General features: G+C 63.1%; 19 protein-coding genes. 9 read left to right on the top strand and 10 right to left on the bottom strand.

The features are described from left to right. Positions 1-99 precede the first annotated feature (99 nt). Positions 100-1263: a M20 aminoacylase family protein gene (locus G5V57_RS08780; RefSeq protein WP_165167139.1), complete on the top strand. Its 1164-nt coding sequence runs from the start codon at positions 100-102 to the stop codon at positions 1261-1263. On the opposite strand, the gene G5V57_RS08775 is transcribed toward G5V57_RS08780, so the two are convergent. Next, positions 1253-1975, bottom strand: coding sequence for a FadR/GntR family transcriptional regulator (locus G5V57_RS08775; protein WP_165167138.1), 723 nt, complete (start codon positions 1973-1975; stop codon positions 1253-1255). The genes G5V57_RS08780 and G5V57_RS08775 overlap by 11 nt on opposite strands. A 109-nt stretch (positions 1976-2084) precedes the next feature. Here G5V57_RS08775 and G5V57_RS08770 point away from each other — a divergent pair, with 109 nt between their 5' ends. The 8 genes from G5V57_RS08770 (at position 2085) to G5V57_RS08735 (ending at position 10017) form a co-directional block, all read left to right on the top strand. Continuing rightward, entirely contained in the window at positions 2085-3635 is a 1551-nt protein-coding gene (locus G5V57_RS08770; protein ID WP_246737575.1) for a sugar ABC transporter ATP-binding protein, read from the top strand. Next, positions 3632-4645 (top strand): ABC transporter permease, encoded by a 1014-nt coding sequence (locus G5V57_RS08765; protein WP_165167137.1) that lies wholly within the window; start codon positions 3632-3634, stop codon positions 4643-4645. The genes G5V57_RS08770 and G5V57_RS08765 overlap by 4 nt, the downstream gene beginning before the upstream one ends. Positions 4646-4819: 174 nt before the next feature. Next, positions 4820-5764: a substrate-binding domain-containing protein gene (locus G5V57_RS08760; protein ID WP_165167136.1), complete on the top strand. Its 945-nt coding sequence runs from the start codon at positions 4820-4822 to the stop codon at positions 5762-5764. Between the two features lie 83 nt (positions 5765-5847). Continuing rightward, entirely contained in the window at positions 5848-6909 is a 1062-nt protein-coding gene (locus G5V57_RS08755) for an alanine racemase (RefSeq protein ID WP_165167135.1), read from the top strand. Next, positions 6909-7679 (top strand): 2-dehydro-3-deoxy-D-gluconate 5-dehydrogenase KduD, encoded by a 771-nt coding sequence (gene kduD / locus G5V57_RS08750; RefSeq protein WP_165167134.1) that lies wholly within the window; start codon positions 6909-6911, stop codon positions 7677-7679. Before G5V57_RS08755 ends, kduD begins: the two co-directional genes overlap by 1 nt. Before the next feature lie 82 nt (positions 7680-7761). Further along, positions 7762-8565, top strand: coding sequence for a transporter substrate-binding domain-containing protein (locus G5V57_RS08745; RefSeq protein WP_246737673.1), 804 nt, complete (start codon positions 7762-7764; stop codon positions 8563-8565). Between the two features lie 132 nt (positions 8566-8697). Next, a complete protein-coding gene (locus tag G5V57_RS08740) occupies positions 8698-9354 on the top strand; it encodes an amino acid ABC transporter permease (protein WP_165167132.1) in 657 nt (218 codons plus the stop codon). A 9-nt stretch (positions 9355-9363) separates the two neighbouring features. After that, positions 9364-10017 carry an amino acid ABC transporter permease gene (locus G5V57_RS08735; protein WP_165167131.1) on the top strand — a complete coding sequence of 218 codons (654 nt, stop codon included), beginning with the start codon at positions 9364-9366 and terminating at the stop codon, positions 10015-10017. A gap of 133 nt (positions 10018-10150) precedes the next feature. Here the strand turns inward: G5V57_RS08735 and G5V57_RS08730 are convergent, their stop codons facing one another. The 9 genes from G5V57_RS08730 to G5V57_RS08690 all read right to left on the bottom strand — a co-directional run bounded on the left by G5V57_RS08730 (position 10151) and on the right by G5V57_RS08690 (position 19417). Then, positions 10151-11143: an NADPH:quinone reductase gene (locus G5V57_RS08730; protein ID WP_165167130.1), complete on the bottom strand. Its 993-nt coding sequence runs from the start codon at positions 11141-11143 to the stop codon at positions 10151-10153. A gap of 106 nt (positions 11144-11249) precedes the next feature. Beyond that, positions 11250-12044 carry an IclR family transcriptional regulator gene (locus G5V57_RS08725; RefSeq protein WP_165167129.1) on the bottom strand — a complete coding sequence of 265 codons (795 nt, stop codon included), beginning with the start codon at positions 12042-12044 and terminating at the stop codon, positions 11250-11252. Between the two features lie 138 nt (positions 12045-12182). Next, positions 12183-13373: a lytic murein transglycosylase gene (locus G5V57_RS08720; RefSeq protein WP_165167128.1), complete on the bottom strand. Its 1191-nt coding sequence runs from the start codon at positions 13371-13373 to the stop codon at positions 12183-12185. Between the two features lie 115 nt (positions 13374-13488). Further along, entirely contained in the window at positions 13489-14364 is an 876-nt protein-coding gene (locus tag G5V57_RS08715) for a lipid kinase (protein ID WP_165167127.1), read from the bottom strand. Between the two features lie 76 nt (positions 14365-14440). Beyond that, positions 14441-15445, bottom strand: coding sequence for a hypothetical protein (locus G5V57_RS08710; RefSeq protein ID WP_165167126.1), 1005 nt, complete (start codon positions 15443-15445; stop codon positions 14441-14443). Next, on the bottom strand, positions 15442-16299 hold the full coding sequence (locus tag G5V57_RS08705; RefSeq protein WP_165167125.1) for a carbohydrate ABC transporter permease: 858 nt from the start codon (positions 16297-16299) through the stop codon (positions 15442-15444). The genes G5V57_RS08710 and G5V57_RS08705 overlap by 4 nt, the downstream gene beginning before the upstream one ends. A 5-nt stretch (positions 16300-16304) precedes the next feature. Next, complete coding sequence (locus tag G5V57_RS08700) at positions 16305-17189, bottom strand: carbohydrate ABC transporter permease (protein WP_165167124.1); 885 nt, start codon at positions 17187-17189, stop codon at positions 16305-16307. A gap of 67 nt (positions 17190-17256) precedes the next feature. Further along, positions 17257-18600, bottom strand: coding sequence for an extracellular solute-binding protein (locus tag G5V57_RS08695; protein ID WP_165167123.1), 1344 nt, complete (start codon positions 18598-18600; stop codon positions 17257-17259). Between the two features lie 40 nt (positions 18601-18640). Then, complete coding sequence (locus G5V57_RS08690; RefSeq protein ID WP_165167122.1) at positions 18641-19417, bottom strand: SDR family NAD(P)-dependent oxidoreductase; 777 nt, start codon at positions 19415-19417, stop codon at positions 18641-18643. Between the last annotated feature and the right edge of the window lie 48 nt (positions 19418-19465).

The raw sequence follows: 19465 nt of genomic DNA, 5'->3' as shown, positions 1-19465 counted from the left end.
CCCGGGCTCGTTTGGCAAGCCGGATCAAAGGAATTCCCCTTGGCCGGGAGGCGCGCTAAACCTGCGGTCCCTCCAATCTCCTTCGCGGCGGTCGCCCCCATGCCTCTTCTCAACACAGCTTCCGAAACCCAGCCTGAAATCGCCGCCTGGCGGCGCAGCCTGCACAGCCGGCCGGAGCTCCTGTTCGACGTGCATGAGACGGCGAAATTCGTCGCCGAGAAGCTCACAGCCTTCGGCTGCGACGAGGTGGTGACCGGCATCGGCCGCACCGGGATCGTCGGTCTCATCCGCGGCCGGCATGGCGAGGGGCCGGCGATCGGGCTCAGGGCGGATATGGACGCGCTGCCGATCACCGAGGCGACCGGGCTTCCCTATGCATCCCAGGTGCCGGGCCGTATGCATGCCTGCGGCCATGACGGACACACCGCCATGCTGCTCGGCGCCGCCCGCCATCTCTGCGAGACGCGCAATTTCAAGGGCAGCGTGGCGGTCATCTTCCAGCCGGCCGAGGAAGGTGGCGGCGGCGGGCGCGAAATGGTGGAGGACGGCATGATGGAGCGCTTCGCCATCCGCCAGGTTTTCGGCCTTCATAACGAGCCGGGTGTTCCGGTCGGGCGGTTCAGCATCCGCGCCGGCTCCTTCATGGCCGCCTATGACGAGATCACCATCACTGTCACCGGGCGCGGCGGCCATGCCGCCATGCCGCATCAGACGATCGATCCCATCTTCATCGGCGCCCAGATCATCTCGGCGCTGCAGGGAATAGTGGCGCGCAATACCGATCCCGTCGATGCGCTCGTCGTGTCGATCACCAAGTTCCATGCCGGCGACGCCATGAATGTGATCCCGCCGTCGGCTGAGCTCGCCGGCACGGTGCGCACGCTGTCCAAGGATGTGCGCGAGGCGGCCGAGACGCGCATCCGCGCGACGGTTGAAGGTGTCGCGAAAGCCCTGGGCGGCGCGGCGAGCCTCGACTATGTCCGCAAATATCCGGTCACCGTCAATCACGAGGCGGAAACACAGATCGCGATCGCCGCGGCGCGCGACGTCATGGGAGAGGGCTCGATCGAGACGGAGGCGAAGCCGATCATGGGGGCAGAGGATTTCGCCTTCATGCTGGAGGCGCGGCCGGGGGCGATGATCTTCATCGGCAATGGCGATACCGCCTGGTGCCACAACCCCGAATACGACTTTAATGACGAAGCGATCCCCGTCGGCGTCAGCTATTGGGTCAGGCTCGCGGAAATGCTGCTCAAGCCCTGATCAGGCGGCTCATGAATTCCTGCGTTTCCGAGAGAAGATGGCGCATGGCGGCTTCACCTTTCTCGCCGTCGCGCGCCAGGATCGCATCGAGGACCGCCTTGTGCATCGGGAGGAAGACGACGAAGGATTCGCTCGACAGGCGATGCGCGATATCGAGGCCGACGGCGATCAGATTGCCCATCTGCAGAAGCAGGGCATTGTGAGCCGCCGCGAGGATGGCGCGGTGGAAGGCAAGATCGGCCGCGACGCCTGACCGCTCGGCGCGTGACGCCTCGCTCATGGCGGCGAAGGCCGAGACTATCGCGGCGATCTCCGTCGCACTGCCACGCAACGCGGCGAGGCGCGCCGCCTCGGGCTCGATCAGCCGACGGATCTCGAACAGCTCGCCATAGAACTGGTCAGGCGGCATGACGCTGTAGCGCCAGTTCAGCACTTCGGCATCGAGCAGGTTCCAGTTGATCGGTTCGAGCACGCGGATGCCGGTGCGTGTCTGTGAGGTGATGAGGCCGCGCGCCGCCAGCGACTTCACCGCCTCGCGGATGACGGAGCGGCTGGCGCCGAATTCGGTGCCGAGATCGGCCTCCTTGGGAAAAGGCAGCGAGGGACTGAGCTCGCCCCTGATGATGCGCAGGCCGATGCTTTCCACCACATGGGCGAAGAGATTGCGCTTCGGGCCTTGCCCGAAAGTGAGTCTCGACATCTCTTGGGCCATTCGGAGTTCCTGCTCGGGAAGACGGAGGCCGCTTGACAATCTTCAGCATATTATCTGATAATATGATAAAATAAAGTGGCGGCGGGTGAAGATGGGAGCTCGGCAGTAGGTGGCACAGGGATCGCAGGCGCAAAACGTAGCCGGCGCGGCGCTGGTGCTCTCCATGCGCGGGGTCTGCAAGAGCTTTCCGGGCGTCGTGGCGCTCGAAAATGTCGATCTCGACGTCGATCAAGGCGAGGTGCTGGGCCTTGTCGGCGAGAACGGCGCGGGCAAATCCACCCTCATCAAGATTCTCTCAGGCGCCCATCATGCGGATCAAGGCGAGATCACCATCGCCGGCGAGAAGGTCGACCGGCCGACGCCGCTGCAGATGCTGGAGCGCGGCGTCGCCGTCATCTATCAGGAAACGATGCTGGCGCCGCATCTGAGCGTGGCCGAGAATATCTGGCTCGGGCGGATGCCGAAGACCCGCGCCGGCCTCATCGACTGGCCGGGAACCTGGCGGGCGAGCCGCGAGGTGCTGACGCGCCTCGGCTTCAATCTCGATCCCAAGACGAGCACCGGCGCCTTGAGCGTCGCGCAACGCCAGATGACCGAGATCGCCGGTGCTCTGTCGCGCCATGCGCGCCTCGTGGTGCTGGACGAGCCCTCGGCGGTCTTGGGTGCGGCCGAGCTCGAGAAGCTGTTCGAGATCATCCGCAAGCTCGCGCGCAACGGTGTCAGCTTCATCTATATCTCGCATCGCCTGTCCGAGGTCTTCGCGATCTGCGATCGGGTCACCGTGCTGCGCGACGGGCGTGTCGTCGGTGGCGGCGCCACGGCTTCGCTCGACAATCAAAGCCTCGTCAGCATGATGGTCGGCCGCAAGATCGAGGACATCTATCCTGAACGCCGGCGCCGGCCGGGGCCGGTGGCGCTCGCAGCCCAGGGACTCACGCGCGGAACGGCCTTGCGGGATGTCGGCATCGATGTACGGGCCGGCGAGATTCTGGGCATATGCGGTCTCGCGGGCTCCGGCCGCTCCGAACTCCTGCGGGGTCTCGCCGGCGCCGACCGTGTCGAGGCCTCGTCCTTCACGCTCCTGGACGGAAAGCGACCGACGAGCCCGAAGCAGGCGATCGCGCGTGGTCTGTGCCTCTTGCCCGAAGACCGCAAATCGGAAGGCTGCTTCCTGCCGCAGGACGTCGCCTTCAATATCAGCATTTCCGGGCTGGCGCGGATCAGGCGCCGGGGAATTCTGAACCGGCGCCAGGAAGAGATGGCGGTGCGGACGCTGATCGACCGCCTGCGTATCCGCACCAGGGGACCGGCGGAAAAGATCAGCCAGCTTTCCGGTGGCAATCAGCAGAAATGCCTGATCGCGCGCAGCCTCAATGCCAGATGCCGCGTGCTTCTGATCGACGAGCCGACGCGCGGCGTCGATGTTGGCGCCAAGCGCGAGCTTTATCAATTGATGGCGAAGCTCGCCGACGAAGAGGGCGTCGCCATCGTCATGGTCTCCTCCGAGCTTCCTGAGATACTGGGCTTGAGCGACCGCATCATCGTGATGCGCGAGGGCCGGGTGGCCGGACGGTTCGACCGCGCCGAAGCCAACGAAGAAGTTCTGATGCGCGCCGCCCTTGGTCTCGACCGGCGGCACGCGGAAGGAGCGGCGGCATGATCGACGAGAAGCTCGACCGGCGGCAGGCGGCCCCCAGCTTGACCGCTTTCGGCGTCACCCAGCTTAGACGCCTCGGCGCCTTGCGCGCCTCAGGCCTGATCTGGGTGCTCGTCATCATGTGCGCCGTCGCGGCTTTGGTGTCGGACGCCTTCCTCAACCCGTTCAATCTCATCAATGTGCTGCGCCAGGTGGCGCTGTTCGGCATCGTCTCGGTCGGCATGACCTTCGTCATCCTCACCGCCGGCATCGATCTCTCGGTCGGCTCGATCGTTGCCGTCGTCGCGGTGACGGCGGCGATGCTGCTCGATGCCGCGGTGCCCATTCCGCTCGTCATCGTCGCCGGTCTCGCCATCGGCTCGGCTATGGGGGCCGCCAATGGCGCCGGCATCACGCTCGGCGGCATCCCGCCCTTCATCATGACGCTCGGCACGATGGTGATGGGGCGCGGCCTCGCCATGACCATTTCCGATGGCCATCCGATCCATTTCCGCGCCGTCGCCGATCAGTTCGCCTGGCTGGGTCAGGGCCATCTGCTCGGCCTGCCGGTGCCGGTCTGGGTCTTCGCCGTGGTCGCGTCACTCGCGGCGGGAATCCTGCGCCTCACCGCCTTCGGCCGCAACATCTATGCGGTCGGCAGCAATCCGGAAGCGGCGCGCCTCGCCGGCATCGACGTCAAGCGCACCATCTTCATGGTCTATCTGATCAGCGGCTTTCTCTCCGGCCTCACGGCCCTAATTTTCATCTCGCGCCTCACCGTCGGCGAACCGGTCGCCGGCACCGGCCTCGAGCTCGAGGCCATCGCTATCACCGTCATCGGCGGCACCAGCCTGTTCGGTGGCGAAGGCCGCATCAGTGGCACCATACTGGGGGCGGCGATCGTCGCGGTGCTCGCCAATATCCTCAATCTGTTCGGCGTCTCGCCCTTCACCCAGCAGATCGTCAAGGGCGCCATCATCGTCGCCGCGGTGCTGTTCGAGATCATCCGGAGACGAAAAGCTTCCGCGCCATAGCGCGTGATCAGGAAAAGCGGATACCGGTTTTCCGTCCGATCACGCGCTGTAATTTGGGGACGATCACGTTTATCACTTCAGGTCGAACCGACCTGAAGTGATCGTGATCTAACCGCGGATGAACGACCATCGGCGGGCAATCCTGCCTGCCGGGGCGATGAACGGGAGGTAGTCATGCAGAGAGCCTTAAGAAAAAGCGCAATGTTCTTCACGGCCGCCTTGGCCTTAGGCGTCGGCGCCACAGCGCAGGCGAGTGGCGACAAGCTGAAGATCGGCTTCTCGCAAGGCACGATGGAAAGCTCGTGGCGCGTCAACATGGTGGAAGGCAACCGCAAATATGCGGAAGCCAATCTGCCCGATGTCGAGCTCATCGTCACCAATGGTGAGAACAACGCCTCGAAGCAGGTGGCCGATGTCGAGAGCCTGCTCGCCCAGGGAATTCAAACGCTGATCATCAGCCCGGTCACCGCCGACGCGCTGACACCCGTCGTGAAGCAGGCGATGGATGCCGGCATTCCGGTGGTGACGCTCGACCGCAAGGTCAATACCGACGTTACCCTGCATATCGGCGCCGACAACAAGCTGATCGGCAAGTCGGCCGGCAGCTATGTGTGCAAGGCGCTGGGCGGCAAGGGCAATGTGGTGGAGATTCAGGGCACGGCCGGCGCCTCGGCTACCGTCGACCGGCATGATCTCTTCGTCGAGACGATCGGCAAGGAATGCCCGGATGTGAAGATCGTCGCTAGCCAAGTCGCCAATTATGTGCGCGAGCCCGCGATCAAGTTCATGGAGGACACGCTGCAGCGCTTCAAGGACGGCGAGATCCAGCTCGTCTATGCCCATAATGACGACATGGCGCTGGGTGCGGTGACCGCGCTTGAGGCCGCCAACAGGCAGAAGGGCGTTTTGGTCGTCGGAATCGACGGCGAGAACGCCGCCTACGACGCAATCAAGTCCGGCAAGATGGTCGCCACCTTCACCTATCACTTCGTGGCGCCAGAAGGCGTCCAATATGGCTACAAGATCGCCAAGGGCGAGAAGCTCGACAAGGAGATCGTGCTGCCCACCCACCAGGTAGATTCCAGCAATGTCGATCAGTTCCTGGGCAAAGGGTTCTGATCGTCAGGGGACGGCCCCCGGTACTCCCTCCGGGGGCTGTCTCCAAAATTATCATATTAAAATATTAATGAGGAAGCGACCGCATGCTCCGCGTTGAAGATCTCGACACACCGGCCGTCATCGTCTTCCTCGACCGGCTCGAAGCCAATATCGCGCGGGTGCAGAGCCTGATCGCGCGGCAAGGCATCGGCAACCGACCCCATATCAAGACGCACAAGATCCCGGCCATCGCCCAAATGCAGATGCAGGCCGGCGCCGTGGGCCTCACCTGCCAGAAGCTCGGCGAGCTCGAGGTCTTCGTCGATGCCGGCGTGTGCGACGACTATCTGCTCACCTACAACATCATCGGCCCGCACAAGACCGACCGATTGATGCGGCTTGCCGGTCGCGTGAAGCGGCTTGCCGTGGTCGCCGACAATGACGTTGTTCTGCGCGGGCTCTCGGAAGCGGGCCTGCGCCACAGCCGCGACATCCCGCTCCTCATCGAATGCGATACGGGCTTCGGCCGCAATGGCGTGCAGTCGCCGGAGGCGGCGCTCGATCTCGCCAGGTTGGCGCTGAAGCTGCCGCGCATCGCCTTCGAAGGGTTGATGATGTTCCCCAACACAGCACCCCACACTCATGAATTCTTCACCCGCGCCGTGAAGTTGTTCCGCGAGGCTGGCATAAAGCTGCCTGTGGTCTCAGGTGGCGGCACGCCTGCCCTCAACAGCCTGGCCGAGTTTCCGATGATGACCGAGCATCGCGCCGGCACTTATGTCTATAACGACGTGATGATGGTGCATTCGGGTGTCGCATCCTGGCAGGACTGCGCGCTGCAGGTGCGCGCCACCGTGGTAAGCCGCCCGTCGCCTGCGCGCGCCGTGCTCGATTGTGGCTCCAAGGTGTTGACTTCTGATCAATATTACGTCCAGCATTATGGCCGGCTCGCCGACTATCCGGGCGCCGTCATTTCGGCGCTGTCCGAAGAGCATGCGATCGTCGATCTGACTGCCGTGTCCAAACGTCCGAAGATTGGTGAGGTGGTGAATGTCATTCCCAATCATTGCTGCTCGGTTTCCAACATGAATGACGAGGTGCATGGCGTGCGCAACGGCGTGGTCGAGCTCACCTGGCCGGTGGCGGCGCGCGGCAAGGTACGCTGATGCGCGAAGAAATAGCCCGCCTGTTCGACCTAACCGGTAGAACGGCTTTGGTCACAGGCGCTCGAAGCGGGCTCGGCCAAGCCATGGCGCTGGCGCTCGCGGCCGCCGGCGCCGACATATCGGGACTCGGTTCATCACCCATGCCAGAGACACGCAAGCTCATCGAAGAGGCGGGCCGCGGCTTCTGCGAGATCCAGTGCGATCTGGCGCTGCTCGACGATGCCGATGAAGTCGTCTGCGGCGCCGCCCATGAGCTGGGACCGGTCGACATACTGGTCAATTGCGCCGGCATCATCCGGCGCGCCGAGATCGGCCAATTGGCGATCGAGACCTGGGACGAGGTGCTCGACGTCAATCTGCGCAGCCTGTTTCTCTTGAGCCAGGCGGCGGCGCGCCACATGGTGGCCTATCAGCGGCCGGGACGCATCATCAATATCGCCTCGCTATTGTCCTTTCAGGGTGGGATCAGGGTGGCGGCCTATACGGCGGCTAAGCATGGCGTCGCCGGCCTAACGCGCGCCATGGCCAATGAACTGGCGCCGGCCGGCATCACCGTCAATGCGATTGCGCCCGGTTATATGGCGACCGCCAACACGCTGGCGCTGCGGGACGATCCCGTAAGATCGCGGGAGATACTTGGCCGCATCCCAATAGGACGCTGGGGCGTCCCGCAAGATATCGCGACCGCGATCCTGTTCCTCGCCTCGCCCGCCAGCTCCTATGTGACGGGCACGGTGGTCACGGTCGATGGCGGCTGGCTCGCGCGCTAAGCTTGAATTTGCGGCTTCGCCGGATGGCGGCGGAGCAATAACGGGAGGAGTGGAAATGAAGAAGATCGTACTTTGCCTGTTGATGGGGGCAAGCCTCGCCGCATTCAGCGGTGGTGCACAAGCCGACAAGCTCGCCGACGTCCTGGCGCGCGGAAAGCTGGTGGTGGGTACCGGGGTGGGGAACCCCCCCTGGCATTTCCGCGACGAGGCCGGCAACATGGCCGGCTATGATGTCGACATCGCCAAGATCATCGCCAAGGGCCTGTTCGGCGACGACACCAAGATCGAGTTTGTCAATCAGGCTTCCGATGCGCGCATCCCCAATATCGTCACCGACAAGGTCGACATCACCTGCCAGTTCATGACGGTGACCGCCGAGCGCGCCCAGCAGGTCAACTTTACCATTCCCTATTACCGCGAAGGCGTCGGGCTGATGCTGACGGCGGGCGGCAAATACAAGTCGCGCGACGACATGAAGGCGGCGGGCAACGCCGTCACCGTGGCGGTGCTGCAGAATGTCTATGCCGAGGACATGGTCCATTATGCGCTGCCCGAGGCCAAGGTCGACCAGTATGAGAGCGTCGATCTCGCTTATCAGGCGCTCAATTCCGGGCGAGCCGACGCGGTGGCGACAGACATGTCGTCGCTGCTGTGGTTCATGAAGCAGAATCCCGGCAAATATGGCGATGGCGGCTATGGCTGGTATCCGCAGACCTATTCCTGCGCGGTCAAGCGCGGCGAGCAGGACTGGCTCAATTTCGTCAATATCGCGCTGCGCGAGGCGCTGACCGGCGTCGAATTCGCCACCTTCTCGAAATCCTTCGAGCAGTGGTTCGGCGTCAAGCCGCCGGAGCCCCAGATCGGCTTCCCGGCCGAGCTACGTTAGCGCGGGATGCGAAAAAGTGGGCACCGGTTTTTCGCAAGAATCCCGCGCTCACATATAAGAATCGATCACGTTCATGAGTTTGGATTGGCTCAATCCAAACTCATCGTGATCTAAGGGAAGGGCGCGAGGGCAATGGGATACTCCTTCAATTTCGGAGTGATCTGGGCCAGGTTTGATGTCTTCCTCCTCGGTCTGGCACTGGGTCTTGCCCTCGCGCTCGCCGCCCTCGCTATCGGCACCATACTGGGCCTCATCGCGGCCTTCGCGGCCCAGGCGGGAGGCTTGAGGCGCCGGCTCGTCGCCATCTATGTCTCGGTCTTCCGCAATACGCCGCTCCTGGTGATCGTGCTCTTCGTCTATTTCGGCCTGCCGCATTGGGGCCTGCGCTTCGGCAAGTTCGAAAGCTTCATCCTGGCGCTGGCGGTCTATTCCGGCGCCTATCTGACGGAGGTTTTTCGCGCCGGGCTCGACGGCGTACCCAAGGGTGTCATCGATGCCGGGCGCGCCGTAGGCCTCCACCAGTTTGCGCTCATCCGCCTCATCGTGCTGCCGATCATGCTGCGCAACTGCCTGCCGGCTCTGGGCACCACCTTCATCTCGTTGTTCAAGGACACGTCGCTCGCCGCGGTGATCGCAGTGCCCGAGCTCACCTATGAGGCGCGCAAGCTCAATACCGAAACCTTCCGGGTGGCCGAGGCCTGGGCCACCGCCAGCGTGCTCTATCTCGTCACCTGCCTGATGATCGCCCAGGGCTTGCGCCTCGTCGAACGCCGTTTCCCGAAATTCTGAAGGTGTCGCATGGCGCATTTCCTCCACGAAGTATGGATCGCCCGCTTCGCCCTCCTGCAGGGCCTCGCTTTGACCTTGTGGCTCTCCGTGATCTCGATCTGCGTCGGAACTGTTCTGGGCGTTCTGGGCGGCATCGCGCTGACTTACGGTGGCAGGTTCACCCGCTGGCCGGTGCGTGCCGTGGTCGATGCGCTGCGCGGCATTCCGGTGCTGGTGCTGATCCTGGCGGTCTTCTATCTCCTCACCTTCGCCGGCATCAATTTCACCGCCGTTCAGTCCGGGCTCATCGCGCTCAGCCTGTTCTCAGGTGCTCACATGGCCGAGATCGTGCGCGGCGCGCTCAGCGCCATCCCTCAGGGCCAGATCGACGCCGGGAAGGCGCTCGGCCTAAGCCCGTTTCGTATCTTCCTCCTGGTGCTTCTGCCGCAAGCGGTGCGGATGATCATTCCGGTCTGGATCAATACCGGCGCCGAGCTGGTCAAGACCTCGACGCTCTTGTCGGTCATCGGCACCGGCGAGCTCCTGTTCCGCACGCAGGAGATCATCGGACGCAATTTCATGACGCTGGAATTCTATGGTCTGGCCGGCGCCCTCTTCTTCCTCATCAATTTCATCATCGAGAAAGCCGGTCAAGCGGTCGGCCGCCGCTTCGCGCTCAGGTGAAATCGTTGCGCTCCCGCGCTTAAGCCCATGTCTAGAGCATCGGACCGAAAAGTGCGAAGCGGTTTTCGGATAATCCGATGCGCAAATCAAAGAGTTAGAGCGCCGGCCCGATTCTATGTGAGCGTCCGGCGATCTAGACGCCGGTGTCGAGGATGATCTTGCCGATCATCCGGCCGCTATCCTGAGCCTCATGCGCCTCGATGACGCGCTCGAGCGGCAGGCGCAGGCCGATCACCGGCCGATAGGCGCCCGCCTCAAGGCAGGCGGTCACCTCGCGCACCGCCTGGCGATGCGCCTCTTCGGACATGGTGTAGACGAGCATGAAGCGGAAATTGAAGCCGCGCTGCATCGCCGGCACAAACGGAATCGGAATCACCGCGGCCGGATCATCGGTCGCATAGGCGCTCACCGTGCCGTCGAGCGCCAGGCAGGCCATATCGATGGCGAGATTGGCCTTCAGATTCACTTCCACGATACGGTCGACGCCCTTGCCAAGGGTCGCTTCCTTGACCCGGACCGCGACATCTTCCGTCTGCCGGTTGATGACGAGATCGGCGCCGGCCTCGCGCGCGACCTTTTCCTGCTCGCTCCGGCTCACCGTCGTCGCCACGAAGGCGCCCGCCCATTTGGCAAGCAGTATAGCGGCCGTGCCCACTGCTCCAGCGCCGCCCTGCACCAGCACCCATCGGCCTCTGAGATCACCATCGGCCAAGAGGCAGCGATGCGCGGTCAAGGCCGGCACGCCCAGGCAGGCGCCCGTCTCGAACGAGACGTTGCTCGGCAACACCACCGCCTTGGCCGCCGGGACGACAGTGAACTGCGCCGCCGTGCCAAAGGCGCGGCCGAACTGCGCCTCATAGACCCAGACGCGTTCGCCCAGTCTCGCTTCCGGCACGCCGGGACCAACCCGGTCGATGACACCGGCTCCGTCCTGGTGCGGCACGATACGCGGAAACCCCATGGGTCTGCCGCCGAAGGCGCCGCGCGTCTTTGTATCGGAAGGGTTGAGTCCCGAGACATGCACACGCACGCGCACCTCGCCGGGGCCGGGCTCCGGGTCGGGCAGATCGCCCAGTTGAATCACATCGTGTGCCGGGCCTTGCCGGTCGTAATAGGCTGCTTTCATGGCCGCAGGATAGAGAGCAATGACGCGCCGCTCAACTAACGAATTTTGTCTGTATGCTGAGGACAGGGGTAATGATCTTGGCGGAGCGGATCGCGTCGAATGAAATCTAGCCGAGGCGCCGCGACAGCTTCTGCGCCGCGGCGATGACGGCGGCGATCAACTGGTCGCGATTGGGTCTGGCGAGGCGCTGCTCGGGGGCGACGATACTCAATGCCGCGACACAGCGGCCCGAACCGTCGATCACAGGGGCTGCGACGCAGCCCGCATGCTCGTTGGTCTCGTTGAGCTCCGTCGCATAACCCTGGCGGCGGAATTTGCGGATCTGGGTGATGAGCTTCTGCACATCGAGAACGGCCCGGCCGGTAGGCGACTGACGGATCGTCGCGACGAGGAGCCTGGTCAGCGCTTCGTCATCCATGTCGGAGACGAGCAGGCGGCCTGCCGCCGCCCAATTGACCGGCACGCGGGAGCCGATGGTGCTGATGATGCGCAGCGGCCTGATGCCTTCCTCCTTGAACAGCACCATCATCAGGTCGTTTTCGAGCACCGAGAGCTGCACCGTCTCACCTGTCTCGTTGCGCAACTCCTCGGCGATCCGGCTGCCGTCGCGCAGAAGATCGACATGGCTCCGATAGGCCGTGCCGAGTTCATAGAGGCGCCGGCCGAGGAAGAGCCCGGAGCCTTTTCCGGCGGGCTCCAGGTAGTCGCCGTCCGACAGAGTGCGGACGAGCTCATAGGCGGTAGACTTTGGGATCGCCAGCTCTGCAATGATCTGTGCTACGGTCACAGGCTGGTTGTGCTTGAGCACGAGCTCGAGTATATCCAGCGCGCGGCGCACGCTGCGCGAGCCCGAATTTTCGTCCGAGCCGGTGCCGCTTTCCGCCTCGCGTGGAGTTTTCAAGGCTCGAATCTCCGCCTGGATCACGACCGCCTCAGGTCAATCAGGAGCCGGGAGCCACTTTTCCTGAACAACCGTCTGTGTTTGGAATACTGTACTTGGTTCCGTATTTGTGGACAAGCGACCCCAGTTGCGCGGTATCTAAGACCCCGCCTTTCCCGTCTTGCTGGACGAGACCTGGCTCGAGCTGCGCAAACGTTGGAGCAGCGCGCGTGAGGGATGGCCGTCGGCGAGCAGGCCTTCCCTCTTCTGGAACCTGATGATGGCGAGACGTCCGGCCGGGGTGAGGATGCTGTCGGATGTGTCAGGCGTGAAGCCTTTCGCCGCCATCAGTTCCTCGAGTTCGCGGCGCTCGGTGCGCGACAAGGGCACCATGTCGGCGGGCCAGGCCTGCACGAATACGTCTCCGCCACCGATGCGATCCGCCAGATGCGCGACGGCGAGCGCATAGGAATCGGCATTGTTGTAACGCTTGATCACCTCGAAATTCCTGAGCACCAGGAAGACCGGACCATTGCCGCCGGAGGGCTGATAGAAGCGTGCCGTCTCGTTCGTCGACGGCAAAGGCTTGCTATTGACGCGGGTGATCCCGAGCTTGCTCCAGTCGCGCAGGGCCATGCTGGCGTTTTTCTTCCACACCTTGCCGAAATCGAAACCCTTGGGGAGCTTCACCTCGTAACCCCAGTCGCCGCCTTTCCGCCAGCCCTTCTCCTTCAGGAAATTGGCGGTGGACGCGAGCGAATCCGGCACCGAATTCCAGATGTCCTTGCGCCCGTCGCCATCCTGGTCGACGGCATAGGTAAGGTAGTTCGACGGCATGAATTGCGTCTGGCCCATGGCGCCCGCCCAGGATCCGGTCATCTGTGATTCGTCGGCATGGCCGGCCCGGATGATCTCCTTGGCCGCCGAAAGCTCAGCGCGGAAATAATCCGTGCGATGGCCGCCATCGGCGAGTGCGGCGAGCGAGCCCAGCACTTTGTAGTCGCCCATGTTCCTGCCGAAATTGGATTCGATGCCCCAGATGGCGACCAGGGTCTCGGCCGGAATCCCGTATTTATCCACGATCGTGGTGATGGTGGTCTTCCATTCGGCGGATTTCTGCCGGCCCGTCTCGATGCGTGTGGGCGACACCCTCAGCTTGATATAGTCCTCGACGCTCGACACGACTTCCGGCTGGCTGCGCGCGAGATCGAGCACGTTGGTGTAAGATTGCTTCCAGAGCGCTGCCAGGAAGCTGCCGGCTTTGTCGCCATACATATATAGTGTCAGGCCAGAGGTGACGGTCAGCGTCGCCGCCGTGACGAGCACGCCGGTCCTCCACGACCTGAGCATGAGCCAATTCCTCTTCGCCATTCTTAATCCATTAGCGGCGAATATGATTAAAATATGGATACCGGCCGGGCGTGGCCTCGGATCACGTTTAGTTCAGTCTGGTTGCGTATGAAGCTCACGCGCGGGGCGGGGCGAATACCGTCACAGCCTTGCTCTTGATGCGGAAAGTCGCCGGCGTCTTGCCCACGATCTCGCCATCGGCATTGATGTCATGCGGTCTCCTGGTGCGGACCACGAGATCCGTCGCCGAGAAGACTCTTACCTTACGCCAATGTCCTTGCGTGCCGCGGCGCAGCGACGGGGCCAACGCCAGCATTTCCCACCAGTGATCGATCTCGAGGCTGTAGACATCGAGGCGGCCGTCATCGGGAGCGGCGTCCTTCTCGACGGTCATGCCGCCACCATAGAAGCGGCCATTGCCGACGCTGATCTGCACCGTCTTGACCCGCTCGACCGTCCCGTCATGGTCGATCTCGACGGTGAAGGGGCTGCTCTGGCGCAGGAGATTCAGGGCGGCGAACGCATAACCCAGCGTTCCCCAGCGCTTCTTCGCCTCGGCGGTCAGCTCGCGCGCCAGGGCGGCGGAAAAGCCGATGCTCGCGACATTGAAGAAATAATGGCCATTGACCTCGCCGAGATCGACAGGGCGGCGATGGCCGTCGATGATAATCTGTGCGGCGCGCGCCAGGTCGCGCGGCACGCCGATGGTGCGGGCGAAATCATTGGCTGTGCCGAGCGGCAGCACGCCGAAAGGCAGTTTCGTCTCATAGAGCGCTGCGGCCGCGCTGTTGAGCGTGCCGTCGCCGCCGCCCAGGATCACCATGTCGACATCCTTGGCCTCGGCGCGGATGGCATCGCTCAAGCTGCGCGAGACGTCGCGCTCGATCGTCTCGATCCTGGCATCATCGAGTAGCTCGATGGCCGCCCTCAGCGACTCACCGCCCCGGCGCGCCCGCCGGTTCGCGAAAATGAGGGCACGGGATTTGGGCACAATGTCTCCTGATCAAGAAGCGAAGGAACGGGCCGGATGCTCTATTTTCAGGGCAAGGCGGATGTGTGGCGGGAGTTTAGCCTGGGTTGTGGCCTGCCAACGCCCGGCCTGCGCTGTCGATGCCGGTGACCGGACCCGCCGGGGTAAAAGCCTGGAAGCGCAGCGTGGTGTCAAGCTCGTCTCCCGGCAGTAGGCGGAGCAGGGTGCCACCCGCCTGTTTTGCCTTGGCGAGGCCCCAGGCCGGCCAGGTCGTGTTGGGTTCAATGCCGATGAGCCGCGTCTGGTTCCGCCAGGGCGCGTCCGGATTGCCGGCGAGTTCACACCACAGCCAGGCGCAGGGAAAGCGGCTCTTGTCCCAGGACAAAGCGACCGCGATCCGATCGTCGAGACGGCGCACCGCGATCCAACCTTGCTTGAAATCCTGAAGGTAAGCGAGGCTGGCCATCGGCTCTTGCGGCTGGCTCAAATTGTATGAGCCCTTCTTGCCGGCGATCATCGGCCAGGCCCCCTTGGCACCCGGCCGCAGCGGATTGGCGAGGGGATCATACTCCCTGTCGACCATCACAGTGCGGGCGCCGCAGGTGATCTCGATCGGCGCCGCGAGAAGATCCGAGCCCAAGGTCGGATGATGCCCCCACATGACCTGGACCGGGTGCTCGCCCGTCATGCGCAGCCTCTCGCTTATGATCAGGAGATCGCCTTCCACCTGCATCTCGCGTCGCATCTCGACGGGGACAGTAGCGAAGCGTCTCGCAAGGACCAGCCGGTCGATGGAGTGCGAAACCACATCCCAAGGCGAGATCGAGCCTTCGCCATGGAAGCCGTGGAATACACCGTCGAACGCGCACGCATCGCCGCCATTGGGGAAGAGCAGGGGCCAGCCACCGCTATAGCGGGTCAGCCATTCCGGCTCACTACGGGCGGCGGCGCTGGCGATCGGCGCATTGGTCACCGGCCACGGCACCGAGCCCAGCACCTTGAGTCCGCTGCGCTTGACGGCGATCTGGGTGATGGTGCCGCCGACCTCAGCGGTGATCGTGACCGCGAGGTCACTGCTTTCCAGCAAAAGCGGCGCCGTCATTTGATCGCGCCCGCCATGAGGCCGCGGATGAAGTGCTTCTGGAAGACGACATAGAGAATGAACATCGGCGCGCTGGCGATCACCATGCCGGCCATGGTCAAGGGTACCTGATTATTGTAGCGCCCCTGGAAGACGCTGATGCCGGCCATCAATGTGCGCTTGGAATCTTCCTGCAGGAAGATGATGGCGATCAGCAGATCGTTCCAGACATAGAGCGAGTTCACCACAACCAATGTCAACAGAGCGGGCAGCGACAGCGGCAGCACGATCTGCCACAGGATGAGGAAATCGCCGGCGCCGTCGATACGGGCCGATTCGAACAGTTCGTTCGGTACGGTGCGGAAGAAAGTGGTCAGGAGATAGACCGAGAAGGGCGTGATGAGCCCCGCATAGATCAGAATGGCGCCCTGATAGGTGCTGATCAGGTCGAGCTGGGTATAGAGCACGAAGAGCGGGACGATCATGACGACCGGCGGCACCGCCATCAGTGATGTGCTGAGGGCCAGCAGCGTGTCGCGGCCTTTGAACTCCATGCGGGCGATGGCATAGGCGGCGAGACAGGAGACCACGATGCTGAGCGCGACCGAGCCCGCCACCAGGATGAAGCTGTTGACCATCCAGGCGAGGAAAGGGCTGTCGACGAGCACGGCGCGGAAGTTCTCGAACACGGGCGCATCGGGCAGGCCCAGCTTGTCGATGGCATATTCCTCCTCGCTCTTGAGCGCCGTCATGATCATGTAGAAGGTCGGCACCAGGGCGATGAAGGATGCAATCAGCAGGACGCCCTGCTTGAGCGCATCGCTCAGCGAGACGGTTGAACGCCAGCGGCGACTATGTGTTTTGGTAGCGGTCACAGGCACTATGCCTCCTCTTCCCTGACGCGCCGGCGGGCGCGGAACATCGGGAAGATGAGCAGCACCGACACCAGGAACAGCAGCACAGAAGCGGCGGACGCAATGCCCGGCAGGCTGGCGCGGATCAGCGCGTTGAAGATGTAGAATTCGATCACCATGGTGGCGGTGCCGGGCCCGCCGCGTCCGCCGCCCATCACATAGACATAGGAGAAGACGGCGGCCAGGATGGTGATGACACTCACCACGACAAAGAACTGAATGACGCCGCGCATCTGCGGCAGGATGATGTGCCAGACACGCTGCCACCAATTGGCGCCGTCGAGGCGCGCGGCTTCCAGAACCGATTCATCGAGGCTCAGAAGGCGGGCGAGAAAGAGGATGATGCCGAGCGCCGATTCGCGCCAGACGATCAGGATCATCACCGTCCACAGCGCCACATCGGAGGACCCGATCCAGTCGAGCGCCATGAAATCGAGGCTCAGCCAGCGCAGCACTTCGTTGACGGGGCCGGAGAACTGGAACATGCGCTTCATCACCACCGCGATGATGGGGATCGCCAGCACGAAGGGCACGAAGACGATGATGCGATAGAGCTTCCAGCCGGTGATGCGCTCGTAGAGCAGGATGGAGATGAGGAGCGAGATCACCACCATGGCCGGGATTGCCAGCAGCAGCTGGATATTGTGCAGCACCGATTCCCAGAACAGCGACTGGCTGAGGATCAGCTCGTAATTGCGCAGGCCGATCCAGGGGCCGTCGACGCCGCGCACCAGCTTGAAGCTGAATTCGAAGATGCGGACGAGCGGGTAGCCGAAGACGAAAGCCAGGAGGAGAACCAGCGGCAGCACATAGAGATAGGGTTTGAGTTTCTGGCTTTGCGATGCGGTCATAAAGATCTTTCCCCTTCTCCCGCTTGCTTGCGGGAGAAGGGGAAGGTGTTGCGCGGTCATCAGTCGCTCAGATTGGCGCCGACAGATCGAGCGCCCACTTGCGGTAGTTCTCGACCATGTCCGGGTTGAATTCGCGCCATTCCTTGGCCGTGTTCGAGGCGAGCTCGCCCGCCTGTTCGCCGCTCATCGAGCCCTGGACGATCTGCTGGCCGGTGGGGATGGCGGCGCGCTCATAGAACTGGCCCGGCACCAGATTTGTCACGTTGGAAATATTGGGCTTGAGGCCCCAATTCTCCCACAGGCCGCGCACCGAGGGATCGGCGATGACGCTCGCATCGAATGTCGTGTTGGAGGGCAGCCAGCCGGTTGCGTCCCAGAAGGCTTTCAGCCGTTCGGGCGAGTTCAGAAATTCAAGGAAGGCAGCGGCAGCTTGCGGATCTTCGGCATTGGTGGAAATGCCGAGCCCCTGGACATCGACCACGGGAATGCCGGCGAGCTTGCCCTTGCCGAAGACCGGCATGGTCATGTAGCCGATCTTGCCGCCGGTCGCCTTGCTGTCGGCCGGCAGCCTGGTGCCGATGGTCTGGCCGATGGCGAGTTTGCCGGCGACCACCAGATCGATGCCCGGATAGAGTTCGAGCGACGACATGTCTTTGTTGAGATAGCCGCGTGTCTTCAACTCCGCGAGCTTCGTCCAATGCTCGTGGTATTTGGGATCGCGGAAGTCCTTGTCGCCGATGAAGAGCTCGACCGCCTCGCCGAACGAGTCGAGATTCTGCGGCAGGGAATGGGTGATGTACCACTCGCTCCAATAGCCGTCCTGGATGCCGCCACCCAAAGGCTCGATGCCGGCGGTCTTGAGCTTCTCGCAGGCGGCGAGCAAGGCGTCCCAGGTGGCGGGCGGCGCTTCCGGATCAAGTCCGGCCTTCTCGAAGAGCGTCTTGTTGTAGCACCAGAACATCGGCAGCGGGTACCAGCCGACCCGGTAGATATCGCCGCCGAAGCGGCTGAGCGCGGTCGGGTTGGAGGCGGTCAGCACCTCCTCCTTGACGAGGCCCTTGAGGCCTTTGAGGTAGCCCAGCCACACGCTTTCCATGTGATAGACGCCGTTCCACAGATACTGGATGTCCGGTGCCTTGCCGGCCGCTGCCGCGGTCTGGAACTGCGAGATGACCACCGCGGTGTCCTGCAGCATCGATTTCACCGTCGCCTCCTTGTAGGCGGCGATCGAGCTGTCGACGAATTTCTGCAGGCCGGGCAATTCCTGCTCGCCCCACCACCACATATCGAGCGTCTTTTCCTGCGCGCGCGCGAATGAGGGCAGGAGTCCCCCAAATGCGGCCCCGCCAAGGACGGCCGACGTCCTTAGGAGGTCGCGACGAGAGATGTTGGGTAACCTTGGATTGCTCATGTGATTCCCTTCCCTTTTCCTCATTTTATTTATGCTTTGATCAGAACGTGCTCATCAACCCGCCATCGACCACCAGAAGTTGGCCGGTCATGTAGCGGCAATAGTCGGAGGCGAGGAACACGACCGTGCCCGAGACATCTTCCGGCTGACCGCTGCGGCCCAAGGGAATCTTGCGGCGGGTGATGTACCATTCGATGTAATCCGGCGTCGTCGTCTCGTCGACGCCATTGACGACCGACATCGGCGTCACCATGAAGCCCGGTGCCACCGAATTGACGAGGATATTATAACGGCCGAGCTCGACCGCCATCGATTTCGTATAAGCGATGATTCCGCCCTTGGCGGCATTATAGGCGCCGCAGTCGCCGCTCGAGGCAAAGCCCTGTATCGAGGCGATATGGATGATGCGGCCGTCCTGCTGCCTCACCATATGCGGCGCCACCAGCTTGCTGCCCATATAGACGGCTTCGAGATTGATGGTGATGGTGCGCCGCCATTCCTCCAGCGTGTCATTGAGAATGGTGCGGGTCGGCGGGTTGATCGCGGCGTTATTGACGAGGACGTCGATGCGGCCATGCCTCGCCACGACATCGGCGACGATCTCGGCGTAGCGCTCATAGTCGGTGACGTCGAGCGCATGTGCCTCGGCTCTGCCGCCCTCCGCTTCGATCTCCTGGGCGACGGCCTTGAGAGTTTGGGGATTGCGCTCGAGCAGGATGGCGACGGCGCCTTCCTTTGCCATCTCGCGCGCGATGGAGCGGCCGAGCCCCTGGCCGGCCCCGCTGACGAGGCAGATCTTGTCGGCGAGCAGGCCCATCGCTCTTTTCCGCAATGTTGGACTTTAATCTGAGATGCCGGAAGGCAC

This window comes from Nordella sp. HKS 07 (assembly GCF_011046735.1).
Lineage (GTDB): Bacteria > Pseudomonadota > Alphaproteobacteria > Rhizobiales > Aestuariivirgaceae > Taklimakanibacter.
The sequence above is the reverse complement of the archived record's forward strand: the minus strand, read 5'-3'. Positions and strand labels throughout refer to the sequence as shown.

Excerpts from the sequence above, each read along its gene's own strand:
- G5V57_RS08780 (WP_165167139.1), top strand. The coding sequence starts at position 100 with ATGCCTCTTCTCAACACAGCTTCCGAAACCCAGCCTGAAATCGCCGCC.
- G5V57_RS08775 (WP_165167138.1), bottom strand. The coding sequence starts at position 1,975 with ATGGCCCAAGAGATGTCGAGACTCACTTTCGGGCAAGGCCCGAAGCGC.
- G5V57_RS08765 (WP_165167137.1), top strand. The coding sequence starts at position 3,632 with ATGATCGACGAGAAGCTCGACCGGCGGCAGGCGGCCCCCAGCTTGACC.
- G5V57_RS08760 (WP_165167136.1), top strand. The coding sequence starts at position 4,820 with ATGCAGAGAGCCTTAAGAAAAAGCGCAATGTTCTTCACGGCCGCCTTG.
- G5V57_RS08755 (WP_165167135.1), top strand. The coding sequence starts at position 5,848 with ATGCTCCGCGTTGAAGATCTCGACACACCGGCCGTCATCGTCTTCCTC.
- kduD (WP_165167134.1), top strand. The coding sequence starts at position 6,909 with ATGCGCGAAGAAATAGCCCGCCTGTTCGACCTAACCGGTAGAACGGCT.
- G5V57_RS08745 (WP_246737673.1), top strand. The coding sequence starts at position 7,762 with ATGGGGGCAAGCCTCGCCGCATTCAGCGGTGGTGCACAAGCCGACAAG.
- G5V57_RS08740 (WP_165167132.1), top strand. The coding sequence starts at position 8,698 with ATGGGATACTCCTTCAATTTCGGAGTGATCTGGGCCAGGTTTGATGTC.
- G5V57_RS08735 (WP_165167131.1), top strand. The coding sequence starts at position 9,364 with ATGGCGCATTTCCTCCACGAAGTATGGATCGCCCGCTTCGCCCTCCTG.
- G5V57_RS08730 (WP_165167130.1), bottom strand. The coding sequence starts at position 11,143 with ATGAAAGCAGCCTATTACGACCGGCAAGGCCCGGCACACGATGTGATT.
- G5V57_RS08720 (WP_165167128.1), bottom strand. The coding sequence starts at position 13,373 with ATGCTCAGGTCGTGGAGGACCGGCGTGCTCGTCACGGCGGCGACGCTG.
- G5V57_RS08710 (WP_165167126.1), bottom strand. The coding sequence starts at position 15,445 with ATGACGGCGCCGCTTTTGCTGGAAAGCAGTGACCTCGCGGTCACGATC.
- G5V57_RS08700 (WP_165167124.1), bottom strand. The coding sequence starts at position 17,189 with ATGACCGCATCGCAAAGCCAGAAACTCAAACCCTATCTCTATGTGCTG.
- G5V57_RS08695 (WP_165167123.1), bottom strand. The coding sequence starts at position 18,600 with ATGAGCAATCCAAGGTTACCCAACATCTCTCGTCGCGACCTCCTAAGG.
- G5V57_RS08690 (WP_165167122.1), bottom strand. The coding sequence starts at position 19,417 with ATGGGCCTGCTCGCCGACAAGATCTGCCTCGTCAGCGGGGCCGGCCAG.